Here is a 21,749-nt window from a genome sequence, read left to right on the forward strand (position 1 = left end):
TGGGTTGGTGGTTGAAGGCCGAGGCCGACCCGGATCTACGAGGTTGTGCAGCGGCGCTGACGCGCACGACTTGCTGCACGTTGTCAATCGACCCAGGTGGGGCGACCTGAAAGATTACCGGTTGGTGAGTTAATCAGTTTCTTTGCAGCAGCGTCAAGTGAGTTCAGTAATGAAGTCGACGTTCCCATAGGTGAACGTAGTGGTGATATCAGTCTATTTAGGCTGGGGGTAAGGATTACGGGTGCTATCATGTCGGTAAATATAGGACGCAGTCTGATGTCGCTCATTGCTTCAACAATTCGTCCAACAAGGTCCACCTGCGGTGTGCAGTCAAATTGTAGATTCGATAGCGCTGCCGCCTGGGTCAACTTTAGTTCCAGGCTGTTGTGTGGACTGTAGTCGGAGGCGATCTCGAGGGAATCTTCGTCGAAATCAAAAGAATTCAAGTGTCGTAAGGCTTGGCCAAAGTCACCTCTCTCGATATCCCACCAGCTTCTTGCAATTGCGACTGACAGTCGGAAATCTACAGGTGTCGCAAGATCATCAATGATTTCAAAGGATCCCTTTACTGCTTGCGAGTCGGTCCGCTCAAAGAAGCTGCCTATAACCTTCCGGCGAAGAGTGGCTGCTTCGGACATGGTTTGCAGGTTGTCTCGCAGTACGATTTCATACAGATCGTTGGCGCGCTTCCATTCGCCGAGATCCTGGTATATGTTGGCGATGGATAGAAGCAGGTCAGATCGTCGCGCACGCGGGCAGAAGGGGGATGCTTCGATCCATTGGCAAATTCTTCCTATTATTCCCTCCAAAAGCTCGAGATCCATGCGGTATGGGAGATAAAACATTGCCTGAGAGAGGAAGGCCCAACCGTCGTCCTCTTGTGCCTCAAACTCGTTGGGAGCTCGCATGGAGAGTGTCTCGCCCAGACGGGCACATCCGAAAGCGAGTGCCGGAGTTCCTTGGTGAAAATGTTTTCGAGCCTGATGCAGCAAGTTTTCGGCAGTCAGATCGATACTGAACTTGTAGCGAAGGTTTCCGCTCCACTGCCACGAACGGTGCCCTGCTGGGCGGAGCCTGTGCTTGCGTCCAAGTGGGACAAGATTGTCAAATCGTATATTTCCGGTGTCCTGGTCAAGTGCGACCCATTCGGTGTCCGTGGTGCTCTGGCCGTCTACCACGCATGCGCCTTCGCCGTAGAAGCTGCGAAGTCTTCCCTCTAGTAGGCTAGATGTCGCACCGACGTTGACAACGGGCCGGTTTATGGGTACTTCCCTGGGTGTTTTTGAGGTATCTGGATCTCGCTTTCGAGTCGTATTCGGTAGAGTTGAAGTGTGTCTTGATGCTTTGGGGGAGTTTCGTGATCCGATCATTTCGGAGCCGCTTCGTGAGCTGGTCAAAGAATGCAGAAGTAGGGCTTCAAGATTGTCTGGCGTCCTGACGTTCGCCGAGACCAAGCCGGCGTCACTGAGGCGCTTCCGGAAGTTGGCTTGACGTTGACCGTGTATCGCGTCTATGAAAAGTTCGGCTGGACCCTGCGTGTCTTTGTCAATCACGAAGATCAAACGCGGTATTCGCTTCTCCGTGGCGGCCTCAAACTCAAGTTCGATGTAGGACTTATCTGGGTAGCCGGGAACCAGTGATCCGTAGACAAATCCTGCAATCAGGACATAGACATCCGCTTTCTGTACCGCGGTGCGGCAGACTGTCGCCGGGGTCTGGTCTATCGCCGGAAAATATTTCATGTCTGCAACCGCATCCTCGGCGCGTGCCACTGCTGACTCTGCCGCCGCGACAAATGATCTCTCTGCAGGCAGTCTGCGGAGTTCTGACGTGTGACTGAGAAACACTCGTCGGGGTGAAACGCGGCGGCCGGTCATTGGTGCATACTAGCGCAGGCTCGACTGTGCGCTGATGATTGACCGTGGAGTGCTGTGCGTGCAGATCTGCCAGGCGTCCGGTGCGCAGGTTGCCACCTTGGTCATTGTCGGAGTGGACGATCCTTGCCGGACAGGTCCTGACCCACTGTTTGATCATCGATCAGGCTCGGTGCCGCAGCATCTGGGAGACGGCGAGTTGGGACTGTTTGTTATCGGCGAAGCGTCGGGTTGGTTGCCTGCTTACGAGCTTTCCGATGGGTAGCGGGCGACAGGGGCGAAATGTGGATTCCTGACGGCTCAAATCTCGGAATATGGTCGAACCTGTCGGATGCGTGTCCGTCGGCTGGCGCAGAAGGTCCATGCTTTGAACTCGGCGTCCCGCTAGTGACCAGCGCTCGCCGTCGACGAGACCCGAGGCGATCGTCGCGTTGTTGGCGAGTTGCGCGGCGCCCACACCGCCGTCTGGGAGATACGGCGTCGGCGATGGGACGCCACGGCCGGTGAGCTCGTTGACCGCGCCCCTTCGCTGAATGGAGGCCGTCGCCATGTCGATCGTGGCAGTGCTCCATGTGCTGTCGCAGCTGATCACGAGGCACGTCATGGCTGCTCGCACTGGACCGTCGAAGGGTCAACTTCTCTCCCGCCGGGGACGGGGGTGGGCTACTCGGGCGCAGGACTAGCTCCGCTGGATGGTCCAGCTGCCGAAGGCTATTCCCCGGGCGGTCCCGACGTTCGGGTCTGGACCACCGGTACCCGATGCTGATAAGCCTCTGCGCGTGACGATGGACGCGATCGACCTGCACAGCATCAACCCGTGGGAAGTGTCGTTCCTGCGCGAGGAGGTGGGTGGCTACTTCGCCCACGGCATCGAGTTCGCGCCCGGCGCCACCGTCCTCGACGTCGGGGCCAACGTCGGCGTCTTCTCGGCGGCCGTCTACGAACGGCTGGACGGGGACGTCCGGATCTTCGCGTTCGAGCCGATGCCGCCGCTGTACGAGACGCTGGAGCGCAACGCCCGCGAGTTCTTCGGCGGCGCCCTGACCGCACTGCCGTTTGGCTTGTCGTCGGCTGAGGACGAGCTCGACTTCAGCTACTTCCCGGCGGCCACGATCTTCTCGTCTTCCTTGCGGGACGCGGGAAACGTCGAGGCCGAACGCAAGCGCGTCACGGCGAGCATCGTCGAGATGATCCGCCGGGGCGGCCTCGGCTCGGCCGCGCGCCGCGTGCCCGCGCCGGTCCTGCGGGGGCTCGTCGGCCGCAAGCTGCGGGTCATGCGGGAGCTGGAGACCCACCGCGTCCGCGTCCGGCCGCTGTCGGCGGTGCTCGACGAGCACGGCATCGACCGCATCGACCTGCTCAAGGTCGACGTCGAGGGCGCGGAACTCGACGTCCTGCACGGCATCGAAGACCGCCACTGGCCGCTCGTCCGGCAGGCGGTCGTCGAGGTCGAAGGCTGGCGGCGCCACCGGGACTCGATCCGGGAAGTCTTCGAGGCGAAGGGTTTCACGGTCACCGCGGAGCAGGACCCGATCCAGGAAGCGGCGGACATCGGGATGGTGTTCGCGGTGCGCTAGCCGCGCCGCCGCCGGACGACCCAGAAGAACAGGAACGACGCGGCGGCCAGCACCGCGGAGAGCGCGGCGAGGAAGATCGCCGAGCCCGTGAAGTCCAAGGGATCCCGGACGTCCCAGAGGGTGGTGTCCGGGCGTTCGGGGTCGTACCCGACGCGGAGCCGGTCGCCGACCTCCAGACCGGGGTCACGCGGGAAGTCCACGAGCCGGGCGGAAACCTCCCGGCCGTCCGCGGTGGTGAACCGGATCCGCACGTTGTAGCCGGACTTGTGCGGCAGGACCTCCGTGACCGTGGCCGGCGCTTCCTGCCCCGACGTGCTCAGCCGGCTCCCGGTCCGCTGCACCGCGACGGCCTGGAGCGCGACGGCGAGGGCGAGCACGAGCCCGGCGGCGAGGATCCACGCGGCGACCCGGGTGGTCAGCCCGCGACGCCGGTGCTCCCAGGCGGCGGGGACGGGCACGAGTTCGCTCACGTGTCCAGTATGGGCGAATGTCACGCTTCGCGGGTCAGATCCAGCAATTGCCGTTCCAGCCGCCGGGCCGCGCCGACGTTGATGCCGACGCCCCACAGCGGCGCCGTGCTGGCGCCGTCGGCCGCCGCGACGACCAGGGTCACCACGTCGGCGGGCAGGCCGTCCGCATGGAGCTCGCTATCCCAGCGCTCCGCGTCCGCGCGGGCCAGCTCGGCGATCTCCGGGATCGAGATCAGCTGGGCGATCAGCGCGATGTTCTCGCGGACCGCGACCTCGTCCTGCGACGTGTCCAGCGACGCCCGGACGTACGCGCGGGTCAGCCGCCCCGGCCCGGTGTCCGCCGGGTCGAGCGCGGCGGACACCTCGGCCCGGAAGGCGTCCAGGATGTCCTGGGCGAGCGCGCGCACCAGGGCGTCCTTCGCTGGGAAGTGGTAGAGCAGCCCGCCCTTCGAGACGCCGGCCTGCCGGGCGATGTCGTCCAGCGACGCGGACACCCCGCGGGCCCGGATCGTGGTCCCGGCGGCGTCGAGCAGGGCCCGGCGCGTGTCCTCCGGGCTGCGCCCGGCTTTGCGAGGCATGCTCAGTCCTTTCCGGACGGGATCGTACGCCAGGCGATCACCGCGGCGGCGGCGGTGACGACCGCCGCCGCGACCGACGTGACCTGCATGGCGCCGGTGAACGCCTGCCGGGCCGTCTCGGCCTGCGGCGACGCCGGGTCGAGCACGGTCACCGCCGTCGCCAGCGACTCCCGGACCCCGGGCGCCGCGTCGGACGGCAGCAAGCCGCGGTAGACGAGCGTGACGACCGAGCCGAGCAGCGCGATGCCGAGCGCGGCACCCAGTTCGTACGCGGTTTCGGAGATCGCCGACGCCGAGCCCGCCTTGTCCCGCGGGACGGCGGACAGGACCGAGTCCACCGTCAGCGTCAGCGCCAGGCCGACACCGAGCCCGACCGGCACCAGCGTCAGGCCCAGCCAGATGTACTGAGGCGCCTGCTCGGTGACCGCGACCAGTAGCAGCCCCACCGCCGAGACGGCGAGGCTCACGGCCACCGCGCGTCCCCGGCCGAGCCGTGTGACGACCACGCCGACCGCGGCCACGACCGCGATCGAGGCCAGCGTCGCCGGCATCTCGGCCAGCCCGGCCTGCAGCGGGCTGAAGCCGCGGACCAGCTGCAGGTACTGCGAGAAGAAGAACAGCAGGCCCATCAACGCGAAGACGGCGACGAAGTTGGCCACCACGGCCCCGCTGAACGCGCCGTTGCGGAACAGCGTCACGTCGATCAGCGGGTCGGCCGCCCGGCGCTGCCGGCGCACGAACAGGAAACCCGACACCAGCCCGACGGCCGCCGTCAGCACCACCTGCGTGTCGACGCCGGAGCCGATGGCGTGCTTGACCGCGTAGACCAGCGGCACGATCGCCGCCATCGACAGGGCGGCCGAGAGCAGGTCGAACCGGCCCGGGTTCGGGTCCCGCGACTCCGGCAGCAGCCACGCGCCGGCGACGAGGAAGACGACGACGATCGGCACGTTGATCAGGAACACCGAACCCCACCAGTAGTGCTCCAGCAGCGCGCCGCCGACGAGCGGGCCCAGCGCGATGCCGCCACCGGAGCCCGCCGACCAGATCGCGATGGCGCGGGTGCGCTCGCGGGGGTCGGTGAACAGCGTGCGGATGATCGACAGCGTCGAGGGCATGATCGTCGCCGCGGCGATCCCGAGCAGCAGCCGCGCCGCGACGAGAACGCCCGCGGTGGGGGAGAAGGCGGCCAGCGTGGAGGCCACCCCGAACGCCGCGGTGCCGATGAGCAGCACCTTCTTGCGGCCGAACCGGTCGGCGAGGTTGCCCGCCGTGACCAGCAGGCCGGCCAGGGCGAGCGAGTAGACGTCCCCGATCCAGAGGATCTCGGTGGCGCTGGGGGAGAGCTCGCGGGTCAGGGAGGGCACCGCGAGGTAGAGGACGGTGCCGTCGACGGCGAGCAGCAGCACGGCGCCGACCAGCACGCCCAGCGCGGCCCAGCGGCGGCGGTGGCTCAACGGTGCGGGTGCGTACGTGGTCATGCGTTTTACTGTACCGTCTGGACGGTACAGTAAGCCAGGTCAGACCGGTCACACCGCGCCGGGCCGGTGATCGGGTCCCGCCACGCGCGGCGCGGGTAGGCTGGAAAGAGCCGGAAGGAGGCGGACGTTGACGCAGGAGGAACTGATCGTCGAGTTCGCCCTGACGCGCCTCGACCACCCGGACCTCGACCTCGAGGAGCTGGCCGCGCTCGTGGTGCGCCGGGGCGGCCCGGAGCGCGAGCTGGAGTTCGCATCCCGCAACCTGGCCGACCGCGGCGAACTGCGCGGGGCGGCGTTCCCGGCTGCGGTCGAGCACGTGCTGCGGGTGGTGCTGACGTTGCGTGGGCGCTCGGACTGACGCTTGGGTCCGAAGTGGACGCTCGACCCGGGTCTCGCTCCCTGCGCAGGTCGAAGGTTGTGTCGACGTGGGGATGCCCGTGCCGCGGCCGGGAACGTGGTGACCTGGTGACTCCCGCGGCCGCTTGCCGTGGAGCCAGGGTCTTGCCCACTGGGCGGGTCGAATGTGGCGTTGAGGTGGTGACGCCCGAGCCGCGACCGGGAGCGGCGACCTGGTGACTCCCGCGGCCGCGTGCCGTGGAGTCCGGGCTTCGCTCGCCGCGCAGGTCGAGGGCCCAGTGGCGCCGACGCGTGGGGACGCTAGGCATCTCTCCCGTCGCGCGGCGCAGGCCGCGCCGGTTGAAGGCGGAGCCCAGCGGCGCCGAGGTGTGGACGCTAGGCCTCGCCTGCTGCGCGGCGCGGGCCGCGCAGGTCGAAGGTGGCGTTGAGGTGGGGATGCCCGAGCCGCGGCCGGAAGCGTAACCCGGTGACTTCCGCAACCGCTCGCCGCGGACCCTGGGCCTCGCCAGCCGTGTAGGTCGAAGGTGGCGTTGAGGTGGGGATGCCCGAGCCGCGGCCGGAAGCGTAACCCGGTGACTTCCGCAACCGCTCGCCGCGGACCCTGGGCCTCGCCAGCCGTGTAGGTCGAAGGTGGCGTTGAGGTGGGGATGCCCGAGCCGCGGCCGGAAGCGTAACCCGGTAACTCCCGCAACCACTCGCCGCGGACCCTGGGCCTCGCCAGCCGTGCAGGTCGAAGGCCCGGTGGCGCCGGCGTGCGGGGTCGCTAGGCCTCGCACCGCGCAAGCCGCGCCGACGTGTGGGGCCCCTAGGCCTCGCCCGCCGCGCGGCGTAGGCCGCGTCGGTCGAACACCAGGTCGCGGGCCGTGCCCAATGCCGTTGCGATCGCGCCCGCCAAGACTGCGTCCACGCCCAGCTGGCCGGCCACTATCTCCGGGACCACCGGCACCGTCGCGGCCAGTGCCCGCCGCATCGGGTCGGCCAGCAGGTCCGCGTTGCCGCCGATCCCGCCGCCCAGCACGATCAGCCGGGGGTCCAGGACCGCCGTCACCGCCGAGACGACGTACGCCAGCTTCTCCGCCTCGTCCTCGACCACCCGCATGGCCCGCTCGTCACCCTGGCGGGCCAGCCGGAAGACGTCCTTCGCCGAGCGCGCCTTGGTGAGCCCGTGCTCGTGGGCCGCGGCGACCACGGCCTGACCCGCGGCCGCCGTCTCCACCGGGCCGGGCCGGTGGGCGTCCGCCCCCGTGGGCAGGGGCCCGAACGGCAGGTCGGCGATCTCGCCCGCCGCGCCGTGCGCGCCGCGGAACAGCCTGCCGTTGACCAGCAGCCCCATCCCGATGCCGGTGCCGACGGTCAGGCACACCAGCACGTCGACACCGAGCGCGGCCCCGAGCGCGTGCTCGCCGACCGCGCACAGGTTCGCGTCGTTCTCGACCACGACGTCCGACCCGGCGCCGGCCAGCGCGGCGACGAGCTCGTGCAGCAGCCCGCGCCGTTCCCAGCCCGGCAGGTTGGGCGCGCGGTGCACCGTCCCGGTGGCCGGGTCCGGGACGCCGGGGGTGCCGACGACGGTCGAGACGACCTCGTGCGGGCTCAGCCCGGCCGACGCGACGGCGCGTTCGACGGATTCGCTCACCGTGCGCACCAGCGCGCTCGCCGAGCGGCACCGGTTGGGCTCGTCGAGCCGCGCGACGATGCTGCCGTCGAGGTCGGCGACGGCGATGCGGATCGCGCGCCGCCCGATGTCGACGCCGACGACGTGCCCCGCGTCCGGCGCGGCCTGGTACACGACGGCCGCGCGCCCGGGGCCGGCCAGGCTGCGCCCGGTCGCCCGCACCAGGCCGTGCTGTTCGAGGTCGAGCAAAGCCTGCCCGACCGTGGGTTTCGACAACCCGGTGTCGGCCGCGATCTGCGGCCGCGTCGCTTCGCCGTGCGCGCGAAGCCTTTCCAGCACGAGGCGCTGGTTCAGCGCCCGCATGCTGGCCGGAGTCCCCACCTGCGGCCCGTTTTGGCCCACGACGTCCCCATCTCCTGTCCGCGTTGCCGCAAGTTTACCTACGGAACCCTTTCGACCCCGCACGTTTTATGTTAAGAAACTTTACTAACTATCGGACGGAGGCACGTCGTGAGTTCACCCACTCGTTCAGGGGACTCCGGGGCCGCGGTTTCCCCGCAGCCCGCCCTTGAGCGCAAGATCGGCCCGCTGCAGGCCACCGCGATCAACATGACCCAGATGTGCGGAATCGGCCCGTTCGTCACGATTCCCGCCATGGTCGCGACCATGGGCGGCCCGCAGGCGATGTTCGGCTGGATCATCGGGGCGATCGTCGCACTGGCCGACGGGCTCATCTGGGCCGAACTCGGCGCGGCCATGCCGGGCGCCGGCGGCACCTACATCTACCTGCGTGAAGCGTTCCAGTACCGCACCGGGCGGCTGATGCCGTTCCTGTTCGTCTGGAGTGCGGTGCTGTTCATCCCGCTGATCATGTCGACCGGCATCATCGGCCTCGTCCAGTACCTCGGCTACCTGATCCCGGGCGTCACCGACGACGCCGGCGTGACCGCACTGGGCAAGATCATCGGCATCGGCGTCACGCTGCTCATCGTGCTGGCGCTGTTCCGCAAGATCGGCCAGATCGGCAAGCTCACCACGGGGCTGTTCGTGGTCATGCTGGTCGCGGTGCTCGCCACGATCGTCGCGGCCGCGACGCACTTCAGCGCCTCGCAGGCGTTCGCGTTCACGCCCGGCGCGTTCAGCTCGGCCGGCGAGGGCACGTTCTGGGGCGGTCTCGGCGCCGGCCTGATCATCGCCATCTACGACTACCTGGGCTACAACACCACCGCCTACCTCGGCGGCGAGGTCCGCTCGCCGGGCCGCACCCTGCCGCGCTCGATCCTCTTCTCGATCGTCGGCATCATGAGCCTGTACTTCCTGCTGCAGGTCGGCGTGCTCGGCTCGGTGCCGCTGGAGGAGCTGAAGACGGCCACCTCGGTCGCCTCGACCGTCCTCGAGCAGGCTTGGGGCAGCGTGACGGCGAAGATCGTCACCGTCTTCATCGTCATCGCGGCCATCGGGTCGGTGTTCGCCGGCCTGCTCGGCGGCTCGCGCGTGCCGTTCGAAGCCGCGCGCGACAAGGTGTTCCTCTCGGTGTTCGCCAAGCTGCACCCGAAGCTCAACCTGCCGACCGCGGGCGTGCTCACCATGGGCGCCATCACGATCATCGGCTCGCTGTTCACCCTGACCGACGTGATCAACGCGGCGGTCGCCACCCTGGTGATCATCCAGTCGCTGGCCCAGGTCGCCGCGATCGTCGTGCTGCGGCGGCGTCAGCCGAACCTGAAGCGCCCGTACCGGCAGTGGCTCTACCCGTTCCCGACGCTGCTCGCGCTCGTCGGCTGGGTCTACATCTACGTCTCCGCGACCTGGCTGTCGATCGGGCTGTCGCTGGGCTGGCTCGTGCTCGGCGGCATCGCGTACCTGATCTACGCCGGGGCCGAGCACACCTGGCCGTTCGGGCCGAAGGAGATCAAGGAAGCGTTCGCCGACACCGAAGGGGCTCACGCATGACGAAGTCGCCCAAGGCCAGGATCGCCGCCGTCGCGGCGCTGATCCTGGTGCCCGGGGTGCTGAGCGTGGCCGCGCCGGCCTCGGCTCAAGAACCCGCCCAGCAGGAAACGGCCAGGCCGCACGGCTTGAGCACGATCGGCGCGCAGGGCTGGCAGGTGCTGACCACCGCGAGCGTCAAGGACGGCGGGGACAAGGTCTCCACGCCCGGCTACACCACCCGCGGCTGGCTGCCGGTGAAGCCGGACGACGCCGGCGCGCCCGGCACCGAGATCAACGCGCTGGTGCAGAACGGGAAGTGCCCGGGCGTCTTCGTCTCGGACAACATGCGCAAGTGCTTCGGGTACGTCACCTCGGTGGGCCCGGTCGTCACGAAGCCGTTCTCCGACCCGTGGTGGTACCGCACCGACTTCACCCCGGACTTCCACGCCGGCCAGAGCGCGAAGCTGACCATCCCCGGCATCGTCGGTGAGGGCGACGTCTGGGTGAACGGCAAGCTGGTGGCGTCGAAGGACATCGTCAGCGGCGCGTACGCCGGGCACACGTTCGACGTCTCGAAGCTGGTGAAGCCGGGCAAGAACACCCTGGCGATCAAGGTCTACCCGAACGACCCGTCGAAGATGTACACGCTCGACCAGGTCGACTGGGGCCAGATCCCGCCGGACAACAACACCGGCATCCAGTTCCCGCCGACCCTGCAGGTCTCCGACGCGCTCACCGGCGACAACGCGCACGTCGTGCAGGACAACGCCCCCGACCTGTCCAGCTCCTCGCTGACGGTGAAGGTCGACGTCACCAACAACGCGGCCGCCGCCCAGACCGGGGACGTCGCCGCGACGATCACCCCGCCCTCGGGTGCGCCGATCGTCGTCAAGCAGCGCGCGACGATCCCCGCGAACACCAAGCAGACCGTGACGTTCGCGCCGGTCAAGATCAGCAAGCCGAAGGTCTGGTGGCCGTATTCGATGGGCGACCAGCCGCTGTACACGCTGACCACGGCGGTCTCGCAGAACGGGACGCTGTCGACGTCGTCGAAGAGCACCTTCGGCATCCGCACGGTGACCTCGCGCCTGGTCGGGAAGTCGGCGCCGCTGCCCGACGGCGCGCGGCAGTTCACGATCAACGGCAAGGACTTCGTCTTCCGCGGCGGCGGCTTCGCGCCGGACCTCTTCCTGCGCTACGACAAGGCCGACACCGCGCACCAGATCGCGCTGATCAAGAACATGGGCCTGTCCGGCGTCCGGCTCGAGGGTCACGACATGCCGCAGGACTTCTACGACCAGGCCGACCGCGCCGGGCTGCTCGTGATCGGCGGGTTCATCTGCTGTGACGCCTGGCAGCCCGAGGACGCCTCGACGCTGACCGAGCGCGACTACCGGATCCTGCACGACTCGGCCTACACCATCGCGCAGATGGAGCGGAGCCACCCGAGCGTCTTCAACTACGGCTGGAGCGACAACGAGCCGGTGCCGCGCCAGGAGAGCGAGACGCTGAAGGCGTTCAAGGACGCCGACTTCCAGGTGCCGGTGATCGCCTCGGCGGAGTACAAGAGCACGCCGACCCTGGGCAACTCGGGGGAGAAGGAGGGCCCGTACGACTGGGTCCCGCCGTCCTACTGGTACGACACCTCGCACTTCGACGCCGAGGACTCCTCGCGGACCAATGCGGGCGGCTCGTGGGGCTTCGCCAGCGAGCAGAGCGCCGGGCACACCGTGCCGACGCTCGACTCGATCAAGCGGTTCCTCTCGCCCACCGAGCAGGCGAAGCTGTGGCAGGACCCGGCGTACAACCAGTACCACGCCAACTTCGAGCCCGACCACGGCGGTTACGCGTTCGGCACGCTCTACACGCTGGACCAGTCCATCACCCAGCGCTACGGCAAGTGGGACTCGCTCAAGTCCTATGTGGACCTCGCGAACATCGCGAACTACGAGAACACCCGCTCGCAGTTCGAGGCGTTCCTGCACCACTCGACGGACAAGGCCAACCCGGCGACGGGCGTCGTCTACTGGCAGCTGAACAAGGGCTGGCCGACCCTGCTGTGGTCGCTCTACAACGACGACGGCGACCAGGCCGGCGCGTTCTTCGGCGCCAAGAAGGCGAACAAGCCGCTGCACGCGATCTACGGCTACGACAACGGTTCCGTGACCGTCGACAACCTCGGCGCCGGTACCCAGAACGGCCTTTCGGTGCAGGCGCGCGTGCTCGACACCGCGGGCAAGGTGCTGGACGACCAGACGGCGTCCGGGATTGCGCTGGGCTCGCAGGGTGTCAAGACCGGTGTCCTCAAGCCGAAGGTGCCCGCCGAGACGAAGGCGCCGGCTCCCGCGAAGGTGTACTTCGTCGAGCTGCAGGTGAAGCAGGGCGGGAAGGTCGTCGACCGGAACGTCTACTGGCTCTCCACGCAGAAGGACGTCGTCGACTGGGGCAAGACCCTGGGCAACCCGCAGGCGACGCTGTCGCAGTACAGCAACCTGCAGGCGCTGCAGGACCTGCCGAAGTCGCAGGTCAGCGCCGTCGCCTCGACGAAGCCGGGCCGCGGGCCGAACGGGGACGACACCGTCACGACCGTGACCGTCACCAACACGTCGAAGACCCCGGCGGTCGGGTTCTTCCTGCGGGCCGACATCCGGCGCGGCACGCCGGACGGGCACGAGGCGGGCGGTGACAACCAGCTCGCGGCCGCGACCTGGGACGACAACGACATCACGCTGTGGCCGGGCCAGTCGCAGACGCTGACCGTCACCTACAAGGCGTCCGACCTGCGTGGCGCCGCGCCGGTGATCAGCGTCGACGGGTTCAACACGGGCCGGATCGTGGTGCGGGCGGCCGGGGGGTACGGCCACCACGGGGACGCGGCGGTGGCGCCGCAGATCGAGGGGACTGGAGGCTCTTTCGAGTGAGTGACAAACGGATTCTCGGGATCGACTTCGGCGGCACGAAAGTGGCGCTGGGGCTCGCCGACCACGACGGCAACCTGCTGGCCACCTGCCGGCTGGACACCGACGCGCAGGCGGGAGCCGAACAGGTGGTCGTGCGGGCGCTCGCCGGGGCCAAGGGGCTCTTGGCCGACGCGGGTGCCGTGCCTGCCGCGATCGGCGTCGTCAGCCCGGGGATCGTGCTGCCGGATCGGATCCTGCTCGCGCCGAACGTGCCGGGCTGGGAGCAGCTGCACCTGGCGGAGCTGGTGGCGGCGGAGTTCCCGGCCGTGCCGATCTCGGTCGGGACCGACGCGAAGGCGGCGGCACTCGCGGAATGGCGGTGGGGCGCGCTGGCCGGGACCGATCCGGCCGTGTTCCTCTCGCTGGGCACCGGTATCGCCGCGGCGGTACTGGTCGGCGGCCGGTTGCTGACCGGCGCCAACGGAGCTGCGGGTGAGATCGGGTACAACCTGCTCTCACCGCAGGACACCGAGGGTTTCGCCAGCGGAGCGGCGCCGCTGGAGGAAGCCGTCGGTGGGCGTGGGCTGGGCGGCCGGGCGAGCATCCTGCTCGGCCGCCCGGTCACCGCGGGCGAGCTGTTCGCCCTGGCCAAGGAGAACGCCGAGGCCAAGGAGCTGGTGACCGCGGCGCTGGACGAGCTGTCGATGCACGTGGCCAACCTGGCGCTGATGGTGGACCCCCAGCGCATCGCGGTCGGCGGCGGCCTGGTCCGCTCGGCGGACGTGCTGCTGCCGGCCTTGGCGGCCAGGCTGGCCCACGCGGTCCCGTTCCCCCCGGAACTGGTCGCGGCCCGCTTCGACCAGGACGCGGCCCTGCTGGGCGCGGTAGCGCTGGCGTTGGGGGACCAGTAACGACCGGGTGGCGTGCCGGTGCCCCGACCCGGCACGCCACCCGGTATCACGTCGAAGAGCCGGAGAGCGCCGTCTTCAGCGGTCGTCGCCGGAGACGTCGAGCAGCAGTTCGCCGGGGAGGGCCAGCAGGCGGCCCAGCAGGTCGCGGTCGAGTTCGACCGCGTGCTCTGCCGCGTGCGAAGCGACCATGCAGAACCAGTCCGCGAGGTAACCGTCGCGCGTGAGGGCCCACAGCTCGGCTCGCCGGGGTTCGAGGACGTCCAGCAGCTGCCGCAGGTGCGTGGCGAGTTCGGCTTCGGTAGCCGCCGGAGAAGAGGACAGGCACCACAAGGAGCCTGAGCGGACCGCCCGGGAGCGGGCACCCACGGGTTCGCCCGCCTCCCCGGCGGTGGTCGGGTCGACACCCAAGCGGCGCGTGACCTCGGCGGCCGTCCGCCCGGGCGCGCCGAAGAGCCGGAAGGTGGCCGTGGTCAGCATCAAGCCTCCGCTGCGGTCAGTTCTTCGGTGCGGCGGAACGCCTCCGGCGACAGCTGGAACCACACCAGCACCGCGCTCACCGCCTGGATCGCCGCGACCATCACCCACACCCCGCGCAGGCTCCAGTGGGCCGCGACCAGGCCGCCGGTCAACGCACCCAGCGGGGTCAGGCCCCAGGCCAGCGCGCGGTGGCTCGTCAGCACCCGGCCGAGCAGCGGCGCCGGGGTGAAGCGCTGGCGGCTCGACTGCGAGCACACGTTCCAGACCAGCACCGTCGAGGTCATGAAGACCAGCACCAGCCCGATCAAGGCCGGCCACGGCGGGAGCACGGCCAGCAGCAGCGGCGCCACCGCGCCGAGGCCCTGCGCCAGCCGCATCGACCACGAGTAGCCGAGCCGGTCGACGATCCTCTGCACCACGAACGACGACAGCACCCAGCCGATCGCCAGGCACGTCAGCAGCAGGCCGTACCCGACCGAACCGACGTGCAGCACCTGCGTCGCGTACAGCACCAGCATCGAGCTGCCGGCGCTCGCGGCGAACGAGCCCAGCGCGACGTTGATCGTGATCGACCGCAGCAGCGGCGTCCGGACCAGGTGCGTGAGCCCGGCCGAGAGGTCGCGCAGCGGGTGGGTCCGCGCGGCCACGACCGACGCCGACGGGATCCGCCGCGCCAGCACCAGCGCGGCCAGCGCGAACGCCGCGGCCAGCCACGCGGGCACGCCGGTCCCGACGCCGATCAGGAAGCCGGTCGCCGGCGGGACGATGAACTGCACCACACCCCGGTCGATGACGGTCAGCCGCGCGTTGGCGTGGGCCAGCCGGTCCGGCTCGACCAGTTCGGGCACGAGCGCGCCGCTCGCGCCGTCCCCGAGCACCTGCGCGGAGGTGATGACGAACGCGATGACGAGCAGCGCGGGCAGCGTCAGCGCGCCGGCCGTCGTGATCGCGGCCAGCACCAGCGCGGTCCCGACCTGCACGGCGTAGGCCCAGGCGAGCACGGCGGTCCGCCGCACGCGGTCGATGAGCACCCCGGCGAAGAGCGACAGCAGCAGCCACGGCGCCTGCCCGGCGACGTTGACCAGCGACACCTCACGCGGATCGGTGGTGATCGACACGGCCAGCAGGGGCAGCGCCGCCAGCAGCAGTCCTTCGCAAGCCGAACCGGACACCGCTACGGCCTGGAGGCGCACCCATCTGCTGGTCATGATCGTTAGCATGCCTAACGATCAAACCGGACTCAAACCATTTACGAGGGGTCAGCGGCGCACACGGGTCGACTCGCGGACCACCAGTTCCGGGGTGAACACCACGGCCTGGCGTTCCGCCTTCGTGTCCGCCGTCTCCGCCAGCAGCAGCTCCGCGGCGGTGCGCCCGAGGCGCCGGGCGGGCTGGCGGACCGACGTCAGGGGGACCGCCGCTGCGCCCGCGAACTCGATGTCGTCGTACCCGACGATCGCCATCTCCTCCGGCACGCGCACGCCCGCGCCCACCATCGCCTGCAGCACGCCCAGCGCGAGCAGGTCGTTGGCGCAGAACACCGCCGTCGGCCGGGGGCTCATGCCCAGCAGCCGGGAACCCGCGTCCCGGCCCGACTCGACGTCGAGGCCGAGCCCTTCCAGCACGGTCAGCTCGGCCGCCGAACCGGACAGCACCGACCGGACGCCCTGCTCGCGGTCGCGGCACTGGTCGAGGATGGCCGGGCCGTTGACGAAGGCGATCCGGTCGTGGCCGGTCTCCAGCAGGTGCCGGGCGCCGAGTGCGCCGCCGGCGACGTCGTCCACCGCGACCGAACTCGCTTCGCTCGTCGAGGCCTTGCGGTCGACGAAGACGTACGGCGTCCCGCTGCGACGGAACGCGTGCAGCGCCTCGCTCGACGCCCCGACCGGGCTCAGCAGCACACCCCGGACCCGCTGTTCGGCGAACATCGCCAGGTACGACGCTTCGAGGTCGGAGCGCTGGCCGCTGTTGCAGGTGATGATGTTGAGGCCTTCGGCGTGGGCGGCCTGCTCGGCCCCGCGGGCGACGTCGACGAAGAACGGGTTCCCGAGGTCCAGCACCAGCAGTCCCAGGATCCGGCTGCTGCCGGCCCGCAGCTGCCGGGCGGACTCGTCGCGGACGTACCCGAGTTCCTCGATGACGGACAGCACCCGGTTGCGGGTGGCGGTCGCGACCACGTGCGGCCGGTTGACCACATTGGACACCGTGCCGATCGAGACGCCGGCCCGTTTCGCGACGTCCTTGATGCCGACCACCGCACCCCCTCGCTGAGAAAGACCAAGCCTAGCACGGTGATGAAACGTTTCACTGAAGGCTGTTTCCCACCATAAGTCGCATGATCGCGGTACTAGGATTCGACTCGCGTTTCCTGCCACTGGGAGGAGTCCGGGTGCGGATCTTCACGATCGTCCTGTCCCTGCTGCTGATGACCGCGGTCTCCGGGGGAATCGCCTCGGCCGATCCCGTCCTCGAACACGACACCGACGATCCCGTGCTGGCCGCGCCCGCGGTGACGCGGCCCGACACGCCGCACTGCACCGTCACGCTCGCCGATGCCTTCCGCTCCAACGCCGCCGACGGCACCTCGCAGTTCTACGAAGGCACGCTCACGCCGCCGAAAGCCTGCGCCGGGCCGTGGGCGAAGGTCGTCATGGACCAGACCGTGACCGTCAGCGGGCGGCAGTACGACCGGATCGGCGACCTGAAGATCGGCGACGCCGAGGTCTGGTGGGGGACCACCGAAGAACCCAGCGGCGAGGGCAACCGCCCGATCACCTACCACTTCGACAAGGACCTCACGCCGTATTCCGCGCTGCTGCGCACCCCGCAGCCGTTCCACGGCGGCATCGAGAACTTCACCTCGAACGTCTACACCGGCGTCTACGCCCAGACCGTGACGCTCACCTACTACCGCGCCGACCGCAGGCACCCGGCACCCGACGTCCCCGACCACGTCACCGGCATGGGCCACGTCGACGCGACCCCCGCGGCGCCGACCGTCCACTTCACCGCGAAGGACCTGCCGCGCAACATCACCCGCGCCGAGCTGGAAGTCACGCTCGAAGGCCACGCCTGCGACGAGCAGTGGTTCGACGACGTCCCGGACGAGGTCGCGGCGAAGTACCCGGCGGCCGGGATGTGCGGCCACGGGCCCTACCGCGAAGCGAACTTCGCGATCGACGGGACCGCCGCCGGGTCGGCGTTCACCTTCCCGCACATCTACTCCGGCGGGATCGTGCCGCAGCTGTGGCGCCCGATCGTGGCGATCGACACCTTCAGCCTGCACTCCGAGACCTACGACGTGACACCGTTCGTCGGCAAGCTGGTCGACGGCGGCGCGCACGACCTGTCGTTCACCGTGCCGGACATCGGCGGCGAGTGGACGGTCGTGCCGACCCTCCTGCTCCACACCGACGACCACGCCGCGCGGACGTCCGGCGCGCTGACCCAGGACGACGTCGCGGCGGCGCCGGTGCGGAAGACGACGGTGAAGGACATCGCCGGCGGGGTCAACGCGACCGTCAAGGCGAAGCGCCACGACGTCACCGCGGGGTACGTCGACACCTCGGCGGGGCGCGTCTACACCCGCGTCGAGCGCACCCGCGACTACCGCAACAGCGACGACGTCACCGGTGGCGGTTTCACCCAGCACGTCGTGCAGGCCGACTCGGGCCAGCAGACCTCGACGTCCACTGTGGACGGCCGGGTGCGCTCCGCGGCCCGGCACACCTGGTCCTACCCGCTGACCACCGACGCCACCGCGAACATCACCGACGACCAGAACCTGCGGATCTCCGGCTCGGCCGAGATGACCCAGATCCTCGGCGACCTGACCGGCGACGGCCGGAGCTGGCGGCCGGTGCGCGCGTCCCGGGAGTGGCTGTCCGCGTCCGGCGTGCTGGCGCGCACCAACGGCGTCAACACCGAGGCCGACGGGAAGTCCCAGACGCTCTACACCGGCCCGGACGACCTGGGCCGCCCGTACCTCCACTACATCGCGAGCGAACACGGGCGGATCACCCAGAACCGGGAGCTGCCGCCGCGGAGGTGAGTCTCAGGCCGGTTTGCGGCCCCACGCGGTGATCATCGGCGCGAGCATGAGATCCAGGTCACCGCGCACGAGGTTCGCGAGGTGCGTCCCGATCTCCTCGGACGTCGCCAGGTCCGCGGCCAGGAGCTGGTCGCGGACGTGGCGGACCGTGGCCGCCTCCAGGACCGCGCACGCGCGGGCCGCGACGGGGAAGTAGGCCTCGGCGCGGACGTCGGTGAGGTCCGACTCGCGCAGCAGCCGGGGCAGCGTCCGGCCGTAGGCGAGGTCTGCGCCGCGCTCGGCCATCAGCGTCCGGATCCGGGTGCGCAGCCGGTTCGCCAGCGCTTCGGCGGGGCCGCGTTCGTCCGGGCAGGCGAGGGGCTGCAGCGCCGGGTCCGCGTCCTCGATCACGAGCCAACCGCCCGGCCGGAGTGCGTCGACCATGACGCGCATCGCGGCCGCGCGGTCCTTCAGGTGGACCAGCACCAGCCGGGCGTGGACCAGGTCGAACGTCTCCGCCGGCGGTGGGTCGCGCAGCACGTCGTGCCGGCGCACCTCGAGCGCGCCGCCGGCCGCGGGCCCGGCCCACGACACGTCGATGTCGGTGGCCAGCACCCGGCCGCCCGTCCCGACGCGCTCGGCCAAGCCGAGTGGCACCGAGACGCCGCCGGCGCCGACCTCCCAGCACCGCCACCCTTCGCCGAGCCCCAGGTCGTCGAGGTGCCGGAAGGTCCACGGGTCGAACAGCTCGGCGAGCGCCGCGAACCGTTCACCGGCCTCCGGGCGACGGTTGTCGAGCAGGTAGCGGTTCATCACCCCAGCATGGCCCGGCCGGACACCCGTGGTCCACATCGGACACATGCCGCCCGTCCGCCAGGTTTCGGTCTCGTGAACCCCGTCTCGTGCCCGCTCACCCGATCGGGCTAGTGGGGTACTGTCGGAGACATGGGGAGTCTCCGCTCGCGGGTCCTGGGCTGGGTCGGCCGACGCTATCTCGCGCGGCAGTCGAAAAAGGGCTTCGACCTCGAGAAGATGTCGTCCTTCCTGCCCGATTCGGCGCTGCTGCCGCTCAAGCGCGACGGCCTCGACCCGGTCGCGGAGATCGGCGCGATCCGGGCCGAAGCCCCGATCAGCAAGCTCGATCTGCCGTTCGGGATGAACGCCTGGCTGGTCACGGGGTACGACGAGGCGAAGGCCGTGCTCGGCAAGGTGACGGAGTTCTCGAGCGACTTCACCAACCTGGTCGGCAGCGCCGGGGTGACCGAGGACCAGAACCCGGGTGGCCTGGGCTTCGCGGACCCGCCGGTGCACACCCGCCTGCGCAAGCTGCTGACGCCCGAGTTCACCATGCGCCGGCTCAACCGGCTGACCTCGCGGATCGACGAGATCGTCGCCGAGCAGCTCGACGCGATGGCCGCCGCCGACGGGCCCGTCGACCTCTGGCAGGCGTTCGCGCTGCCGATCCCGTCGCTCACCATCTGTGAACTGCTCGGTGTGTCCTACGAGGACCGCGAAGACTTCCAGCGCCTGAGCACCGCCCGTTTCGACCTCTTCGGTGGCGCGAGTGCCTCGCTCGGCGCGATGTCCGAATCGCTGACCTACCTGCTCGACATCGTGAAGAAGCAGCGCGCGGAGCCCGGTGACGGCCTGCTCGGCATGCTGATCAAGGAGCACGGCGACGAGATCTCCGACCAGGAACTGGCCGGCCTCGCCGACGGCGTGCTCACCGGCGGCCTGGAGACCACGGCCAGCATGCTCGCCCTCGGCGCGCTGGTGCTGCTGCGCGACGAGAAGGCGTTCGACGCCGTCCGCGGCGACGACGAGTCCGTGCACCGCTTCGTCGAGGAACTGCTGCGCTACCTGACCGTCGTGCAGATGGCGTTCCCGCGGTTCGCCAAGCAGGACATGGAGATCGCCGGCGTCCAGATCAGCGAGGGCGACATCGTGCTGGTGTCGCTGTCGGCCGCGGACCGGGACACCAAGCTGGGCTCGGACATGGACACCTTCGACGCCACTCGCGAGCCGACGTCGCACCTCGCGTTCAGCTACGGCATCCACCGCTGCATCGGCGCCGAGCTGGCCCGGATGGAGCTGCGCACGGCGTACCCCGCGCTCGTGCGCCGGTTCCCGAACCTGCGCCTCGCCGTGCCGGCCGAAGAGCTCTCGTTCCGCAAGGTGTCCATTGTGTACGGTCTGGACGAGCTGCCGGTCCTGGTCGGCTGACTCAGTGCGGCATCGCCCGCCCCGGCCGTCGCCTTGCGCTTCGACGACCATGGCGACGTCGGCGGCGGTGCTGGTCGTGGCCAGGTCGTCCAGGTAGCCGACCCCGGCGGCCAGGATCGCCAGGTCGACGCTGAAGTAGACACCCATCAGCGGGTTCGATGCCGAACCCGAGGCTGACGACCAGCCGGTCGACCCCGTCGAGCGCGGCCACCGACGCGAGGCTGGTCATGTCCTCTTCGGGTGTGCCGAGCTCGGCTTCGTCGCCGCGCAGCAGGATGTCCGTGCCGCCGTCGACGAGCACGACGGTGTCCACGCCGAGGTGGGTCACGAGGTCGCGGTAGGCGTCCCGCACCGGCTGGACGCCGACGCGCGGGAACGCGTGGACGACCGAAGGCAGCCCGCGTGATGCGAGCCACCGCGCGAGGGTTACGCGTCGTCACCCGCGCTGCCGGGCCGCACCCGCGCGACGCCGGGGAAGAGCCAGTCGTCCAGGTCGAGCCGGTTCAGGTCGCTGAAGGCCAGGTTCGCGAGGTGCACCTCTTTGCCCTGCGCGCGCAGGGCGGTCGCGAGCGGAATCCCGCCGCGCGGGCCGGAGCCGGGTGAACAGCGGGGTTCGGCAAGGGAGTACACGATGTCAGCCTACGGAGGTGAAGCCACTCCTTTGTGGAGCGCTCAGCGGACCCCGCGCGGCCGGAACTGGATGCTGATCCGCGGCCCGGCCGCGCGGTTCGTCTTCGGGATGGCGTGCTCCCAGGTCCGCTGGCACGAGCCGCCCATCACGATCAGGTCGCCGTGGCCCAGCGCGTACCGCCGGGACTCGCCGCCGCCGCGGGGGCGCAGCGCGAGCTGGCGCGCGGCACCGACCGAGACGATCGCGACCATCGTGTCCTCGGTGCTGCCGCGGCCGAGCGTGTCGCCGTGCCACGCGACGCTGTCGCGGCCGTCACGGTAGTAACACAGGCCGGCCGTGCGGAACGGCTCGCCCAGCTCACCCGCGTAGTGCTCGCTCAGCGCGGCGCGCGCCCCGGCCAGCACGGGGTGGGGGAGCGGGGCGGCCTCGCGGTAGAAGCAGAGCAGCCGGGGGACGTCGACGATCCGGTCGTACATCCGCCGCCGCTCCGCCTGCCACGGGACGGCGGTGACCAGCTCGGTGAACACCTCGTCGGCGCCGTCGAGCCAGCCGGGCTGCACGTCGACCCAGGCGCCCGCCCCCAGCTCGGTGCGCCGGGGGGCGAGCGGGTGGAGGGTGACGGGGCCCGGCTCGCCGAACAGCGAGGGCTGCAGTGCCGGTGTCGTCATGCCCCGACCGTACACCACAGTCGAA

Annotated in this window: 19 protein-coding genes; 7 read left to right on the forward strand and 12 right to left on the reverse strand. The window is 69.8% G+C overall.

From position 1 onward, the window contains the following. Nucleotides 1–83: 83 nt before the first annotated feature. Nucleotides 84–1,877, reverse strand: a complete 1,794-nt coding sequence (locus tag VA596_RS25355; protein WP_323330646.1) for a DUF4062 domain-containing protein — start codon at nt 1,875–1,877, stop codon at nt 84–86. A gap of 782 nt (nt 1,878–2,659) precedes the next feature. Here VA596_RS25355 and VA596_RS25360 point away from each other — a divergent pair. Further along, nucleotides 2,660–3,451, forward strand: coding sequence for an FkbM family methyltransferase (locus VA596_RS25360; protein WP_323331118.1), 792 nt, complete (start codon nt 2,660–2,662; stop codon nt 3,449–3,451). Here VA596_RS25360 and VA596_RS25365 read toward each other — a convergent pair. The 3 genes from VA596_RS25365 to VA596_RS25375 are packed head-to-tail and all read right to left on the reverse strand — an operon-like array spanning nt 3,448 to nt 5,980. Beyond that, the gene (locus VA596_RS25365) at nt 3,448–3,921 is read right to left on the reverse strand and encodes a DUF3592 domain-containing protein (RefSeq protein ID WP_323330647.1); all 474 of its coding nucleotides are present in this window, start codon (nt 3,919–3,921) and stop codon (nt 3,448–3,450) included. The genes VA596_RS25360 and VA596_RS25365 overlap by 4 nt on opposite strands. Before the next feature lie 20 nt (nt 3,922–3,941). Continuing rightward, the gene (locus VA596_RS25370) at nt 3,942–4,499 is read right to left on the reverse strand and encodes a TetR/AcrR family transcriptional regulator (protein WP_323330648.1); all 558 of its coding nucleotides are present in this window, start codon (nt 4,497–4,499) and stop codon (nt 3,942–3,944) included. A gap of 2 nt (nt 4,500–4,501) precedes the next feature. Next, nucleotides 4,502–5,980 (reverse strand): MFS transporter, encoded by a 1,479-nt coding sequence (locus VA596_RS25375; protein WP_323330649.1) that lies wholly within the window; start codon nt 5,978–5,980, stop codon nt 4,502–4,504. A 127-nt stretch (nt 5,981–6,107) separates the two neighbouring features. Here VA596_RS25375 and VA596_RS25380 point away from each other — a divergent pair, with 127 nt between their 5' ends. After that, nucleotides 6,108–6,338 carry a hypothetical protein gene (locus tag VA596_RS25380; protein WP_247050471.1) on the forward strand — a complete coding sequence of 77 codons (231 nt, stop codon included), beginning with the start codon at nt 6,108–6,110 and terminating at the stop codon, nt 6,336–6,338. Between the two features lie 804 nt (nt 6,339–7,142). On the opposite strand, the gene VA596_RS25385 is transcribed toward VA596_RS25380, so the two are convergent. After that, nucleotides 7,143–8,315, reverse strand: coding sequence for an ROK family transcriptional regulator (locus tag VA596_RS25385; RefSeq protein ID WP_323331119.1), 1,173 nt, complete (start codon nt 8,313–8,315; stop codon nt 7,143–7,145). A gap of 147 nt (nt 8,316–8,462) precedes the next feature. Here VA596_RS25385 and VA596_RS25390 point away from each other — a divergent pair, with 147 nt between their 5' ends. Genes VA596_RS25390 through VA596_RS25400 form a run of 3 tightly spaced genes read left to right on the forward strand, consistent with a single transcriptional unit; the run spans nt 8,463 to nt 13,695 of the window. Beyond that, a complete protein-coding gene (locus VA596_RS25390; RefSeq protein WP_323330650.1) occupies nt 8,463–9,905 on the forward strand; it encodes an APC family permease in 1,443 nt (480 codons plus the stop codon). Further along, nucleotides 9,902–12,805, forward strand: coding sequence for a glycosyl hydrolase 2 galactose-binding domain-containing protein (locus tag VA596_RS25395; protein WP_323330651.1), 2,904 nt, complete (start codon nt 9,902–9,904; stop codon nt 12,803–12,805). Before VA596_RS25390 ends, VA596_RS25395 begins: the two co-directional genes overlap by 4 nt. Next, nucleotides 12,802–13,695 carry an ROK family protein gene (locus tag VA596_RS25400; protein WP_323330652.1) on the forward strand — a complete coding sequence of 298 codons (894 nt, stop codon included), beginning with the start codon at nt 12,802–12,804 and terminating at the stop codon, nt 13,693–13,695. The genes VA596_RS25395 and VA596_RS25400 overlap by 4 nt, the downstream gene beginning before the upstream one ends. A gap of 75 nt (nt 13,696–13,770) precedes the next feature. On the opposite strand, the gene VA596_RS25405 is transcribed toward VA596_RS25400, so the two are convergent. Genes VA596_RS25405 through VA596_RS25415 form a run of 3 tightly spaced genes read right to left on the reverse strand, consistent with a single transcriptional unit; the run spans nt 13,771 to nt 16,427 of the window. Further along, nucleotides 13,771–14,172 (reverse strand): DUF4279 domain-containing protein, encoded by a 402-nt coding sequence (locus VA596_RS25405; protein ID WP_323330653.1) that lies wholly within the window; start codon nt 14,170–14,172, stop codon nt 13,771–13,773. After that, on the reverse strand, nt 14,172–15,380 hold the full coding sequence (locus VA596_RS25410) for an MFS transporter (protein ID WP_323330654.1): 1,209 nt from the start codon (nt 15,378–15,380) through the stop codon (nt 14,172–14,174). Before VA596_RS25410 ends, VA596_RS25405 begins: the two co-directional genes overlap by 1 nt. 51 nt (nt 15,381–15,431) lie before the next feature. Continuing rightward, nucleotides 15,432–16,427, reverse strand: a complete 996-nt coding sequence (locus tag VA596_RS25415; RefSeq protein ID WP_323330655.1) for a LacI family DNA-binding transcriptional regulator — start codon at nt 16,425–16,427, stop codon at nt 15,432–15,434. Between the two features lie 134 nt (nt 16,428–16,561). Between VA596_RS25415 and VA596_RS25420 the strand changes: the two genes are divergently transcribed. Next, nucleotides 16,562–18,223 carry a peptide-N4-asparagine amidase gene (locus VA596_RS25420; RefSeq protein ID WP_323330656.1) on the forward strand — a complete coding sequence of 554 codons (1,662 nt, stop codon included), beginning with the start codon at nt 16,562–16,564 and terminating at the stop codon, nt 18,221–18,223. A 3-nt stretch (nt 18,224–18,226) separates the two neighbouring features. Here the strand turns inward: VA596_RS25420 and VA596_RS25425 are convergent, their stop codons facing one another. Beyond that, nucleotides 18,227–19,015 (reverse strand): methyltransferase domain-containing protein, encoded by a 789-nt coding sequence (locus VA596_RS25425; RefSeq protein ID WP_323330657.1) that lies wholly within the window; start codon nt 19,013–19,015, stop codon nt 18,227–18,229. Between the two features lie 132 nt (nt 19,016–19,147). On the opposite strand from VA596_RS25425, the gene VA596_RS25430 reads away from it, so the two are divergent. After that, nucleotides 19,148–20,425 (forward strand): cytochrome P450, encoded by a 1,278-nt coding sequence (locus tag VA596_RS25430; RefSeq protein ID WP_323330658.1) that lies wholly within the window; start codon nt 19,148–19,150, stop codon nt 20,423–20,425. 1 nt (nt 20,426) lies between these two features. On the opposite strand, the gene VA596_RS25435 is transcribed toward VA596_RS25430, so the two are convergent. The 3 genes from VA596_RS25435 to VA596_RS25445 form a co-directional block, all read right to left on the reverse strand. Then, nucleotides 20,427–20,777, reverse strand: coding sequence for a DUF1152 domain-containing protein (locus VA596_RS25435; RefSeq protein ID WP_323330659.1), 351 nt, complete (start codon nt 20,775–20,777; stop codon nt 20,427–20,429). A 74-nt stretch (nt 20,778–20,851) separates the two neighbouring features. Beyond that, nucleotides 20,852–21,055 carry a hypothetical protein gene (locus VA596_RS25440; protein ID WP_323330660.1) on the reverse strand — a complete coding sequence of 68 codons (204 nt, stop codon included), beginning with the start codon at nt 21,053–21,055 and terminating at the stop codon, nt 20,852–20,854. A 42-nt stretch (nt 21,056–21,097) separates the two neighbouring features. Then, entirely contained in the window at nt 21,098–21,724 is a 627-nt protein-coding gene (locus tag VA596_RS25445) for an alpha-ketoglutarate-dependent dioxygenase AlkB (RefSeq protein ID WP_323330661.1), read from the reverse strand. Nucleotides 21,725–21,749 lie beyond the last annotated feature (25 nt).

The organism is Amycolatopsis heterodermiae (genome assembly GCF_034929455.1).
Lineage (GTDB): Bacteria > Actinomycetota > Actinomycetes > Mycobacteriales > Pseudonocardiaceae > Amycolatopsis > Amycolatopsis heterodermiae.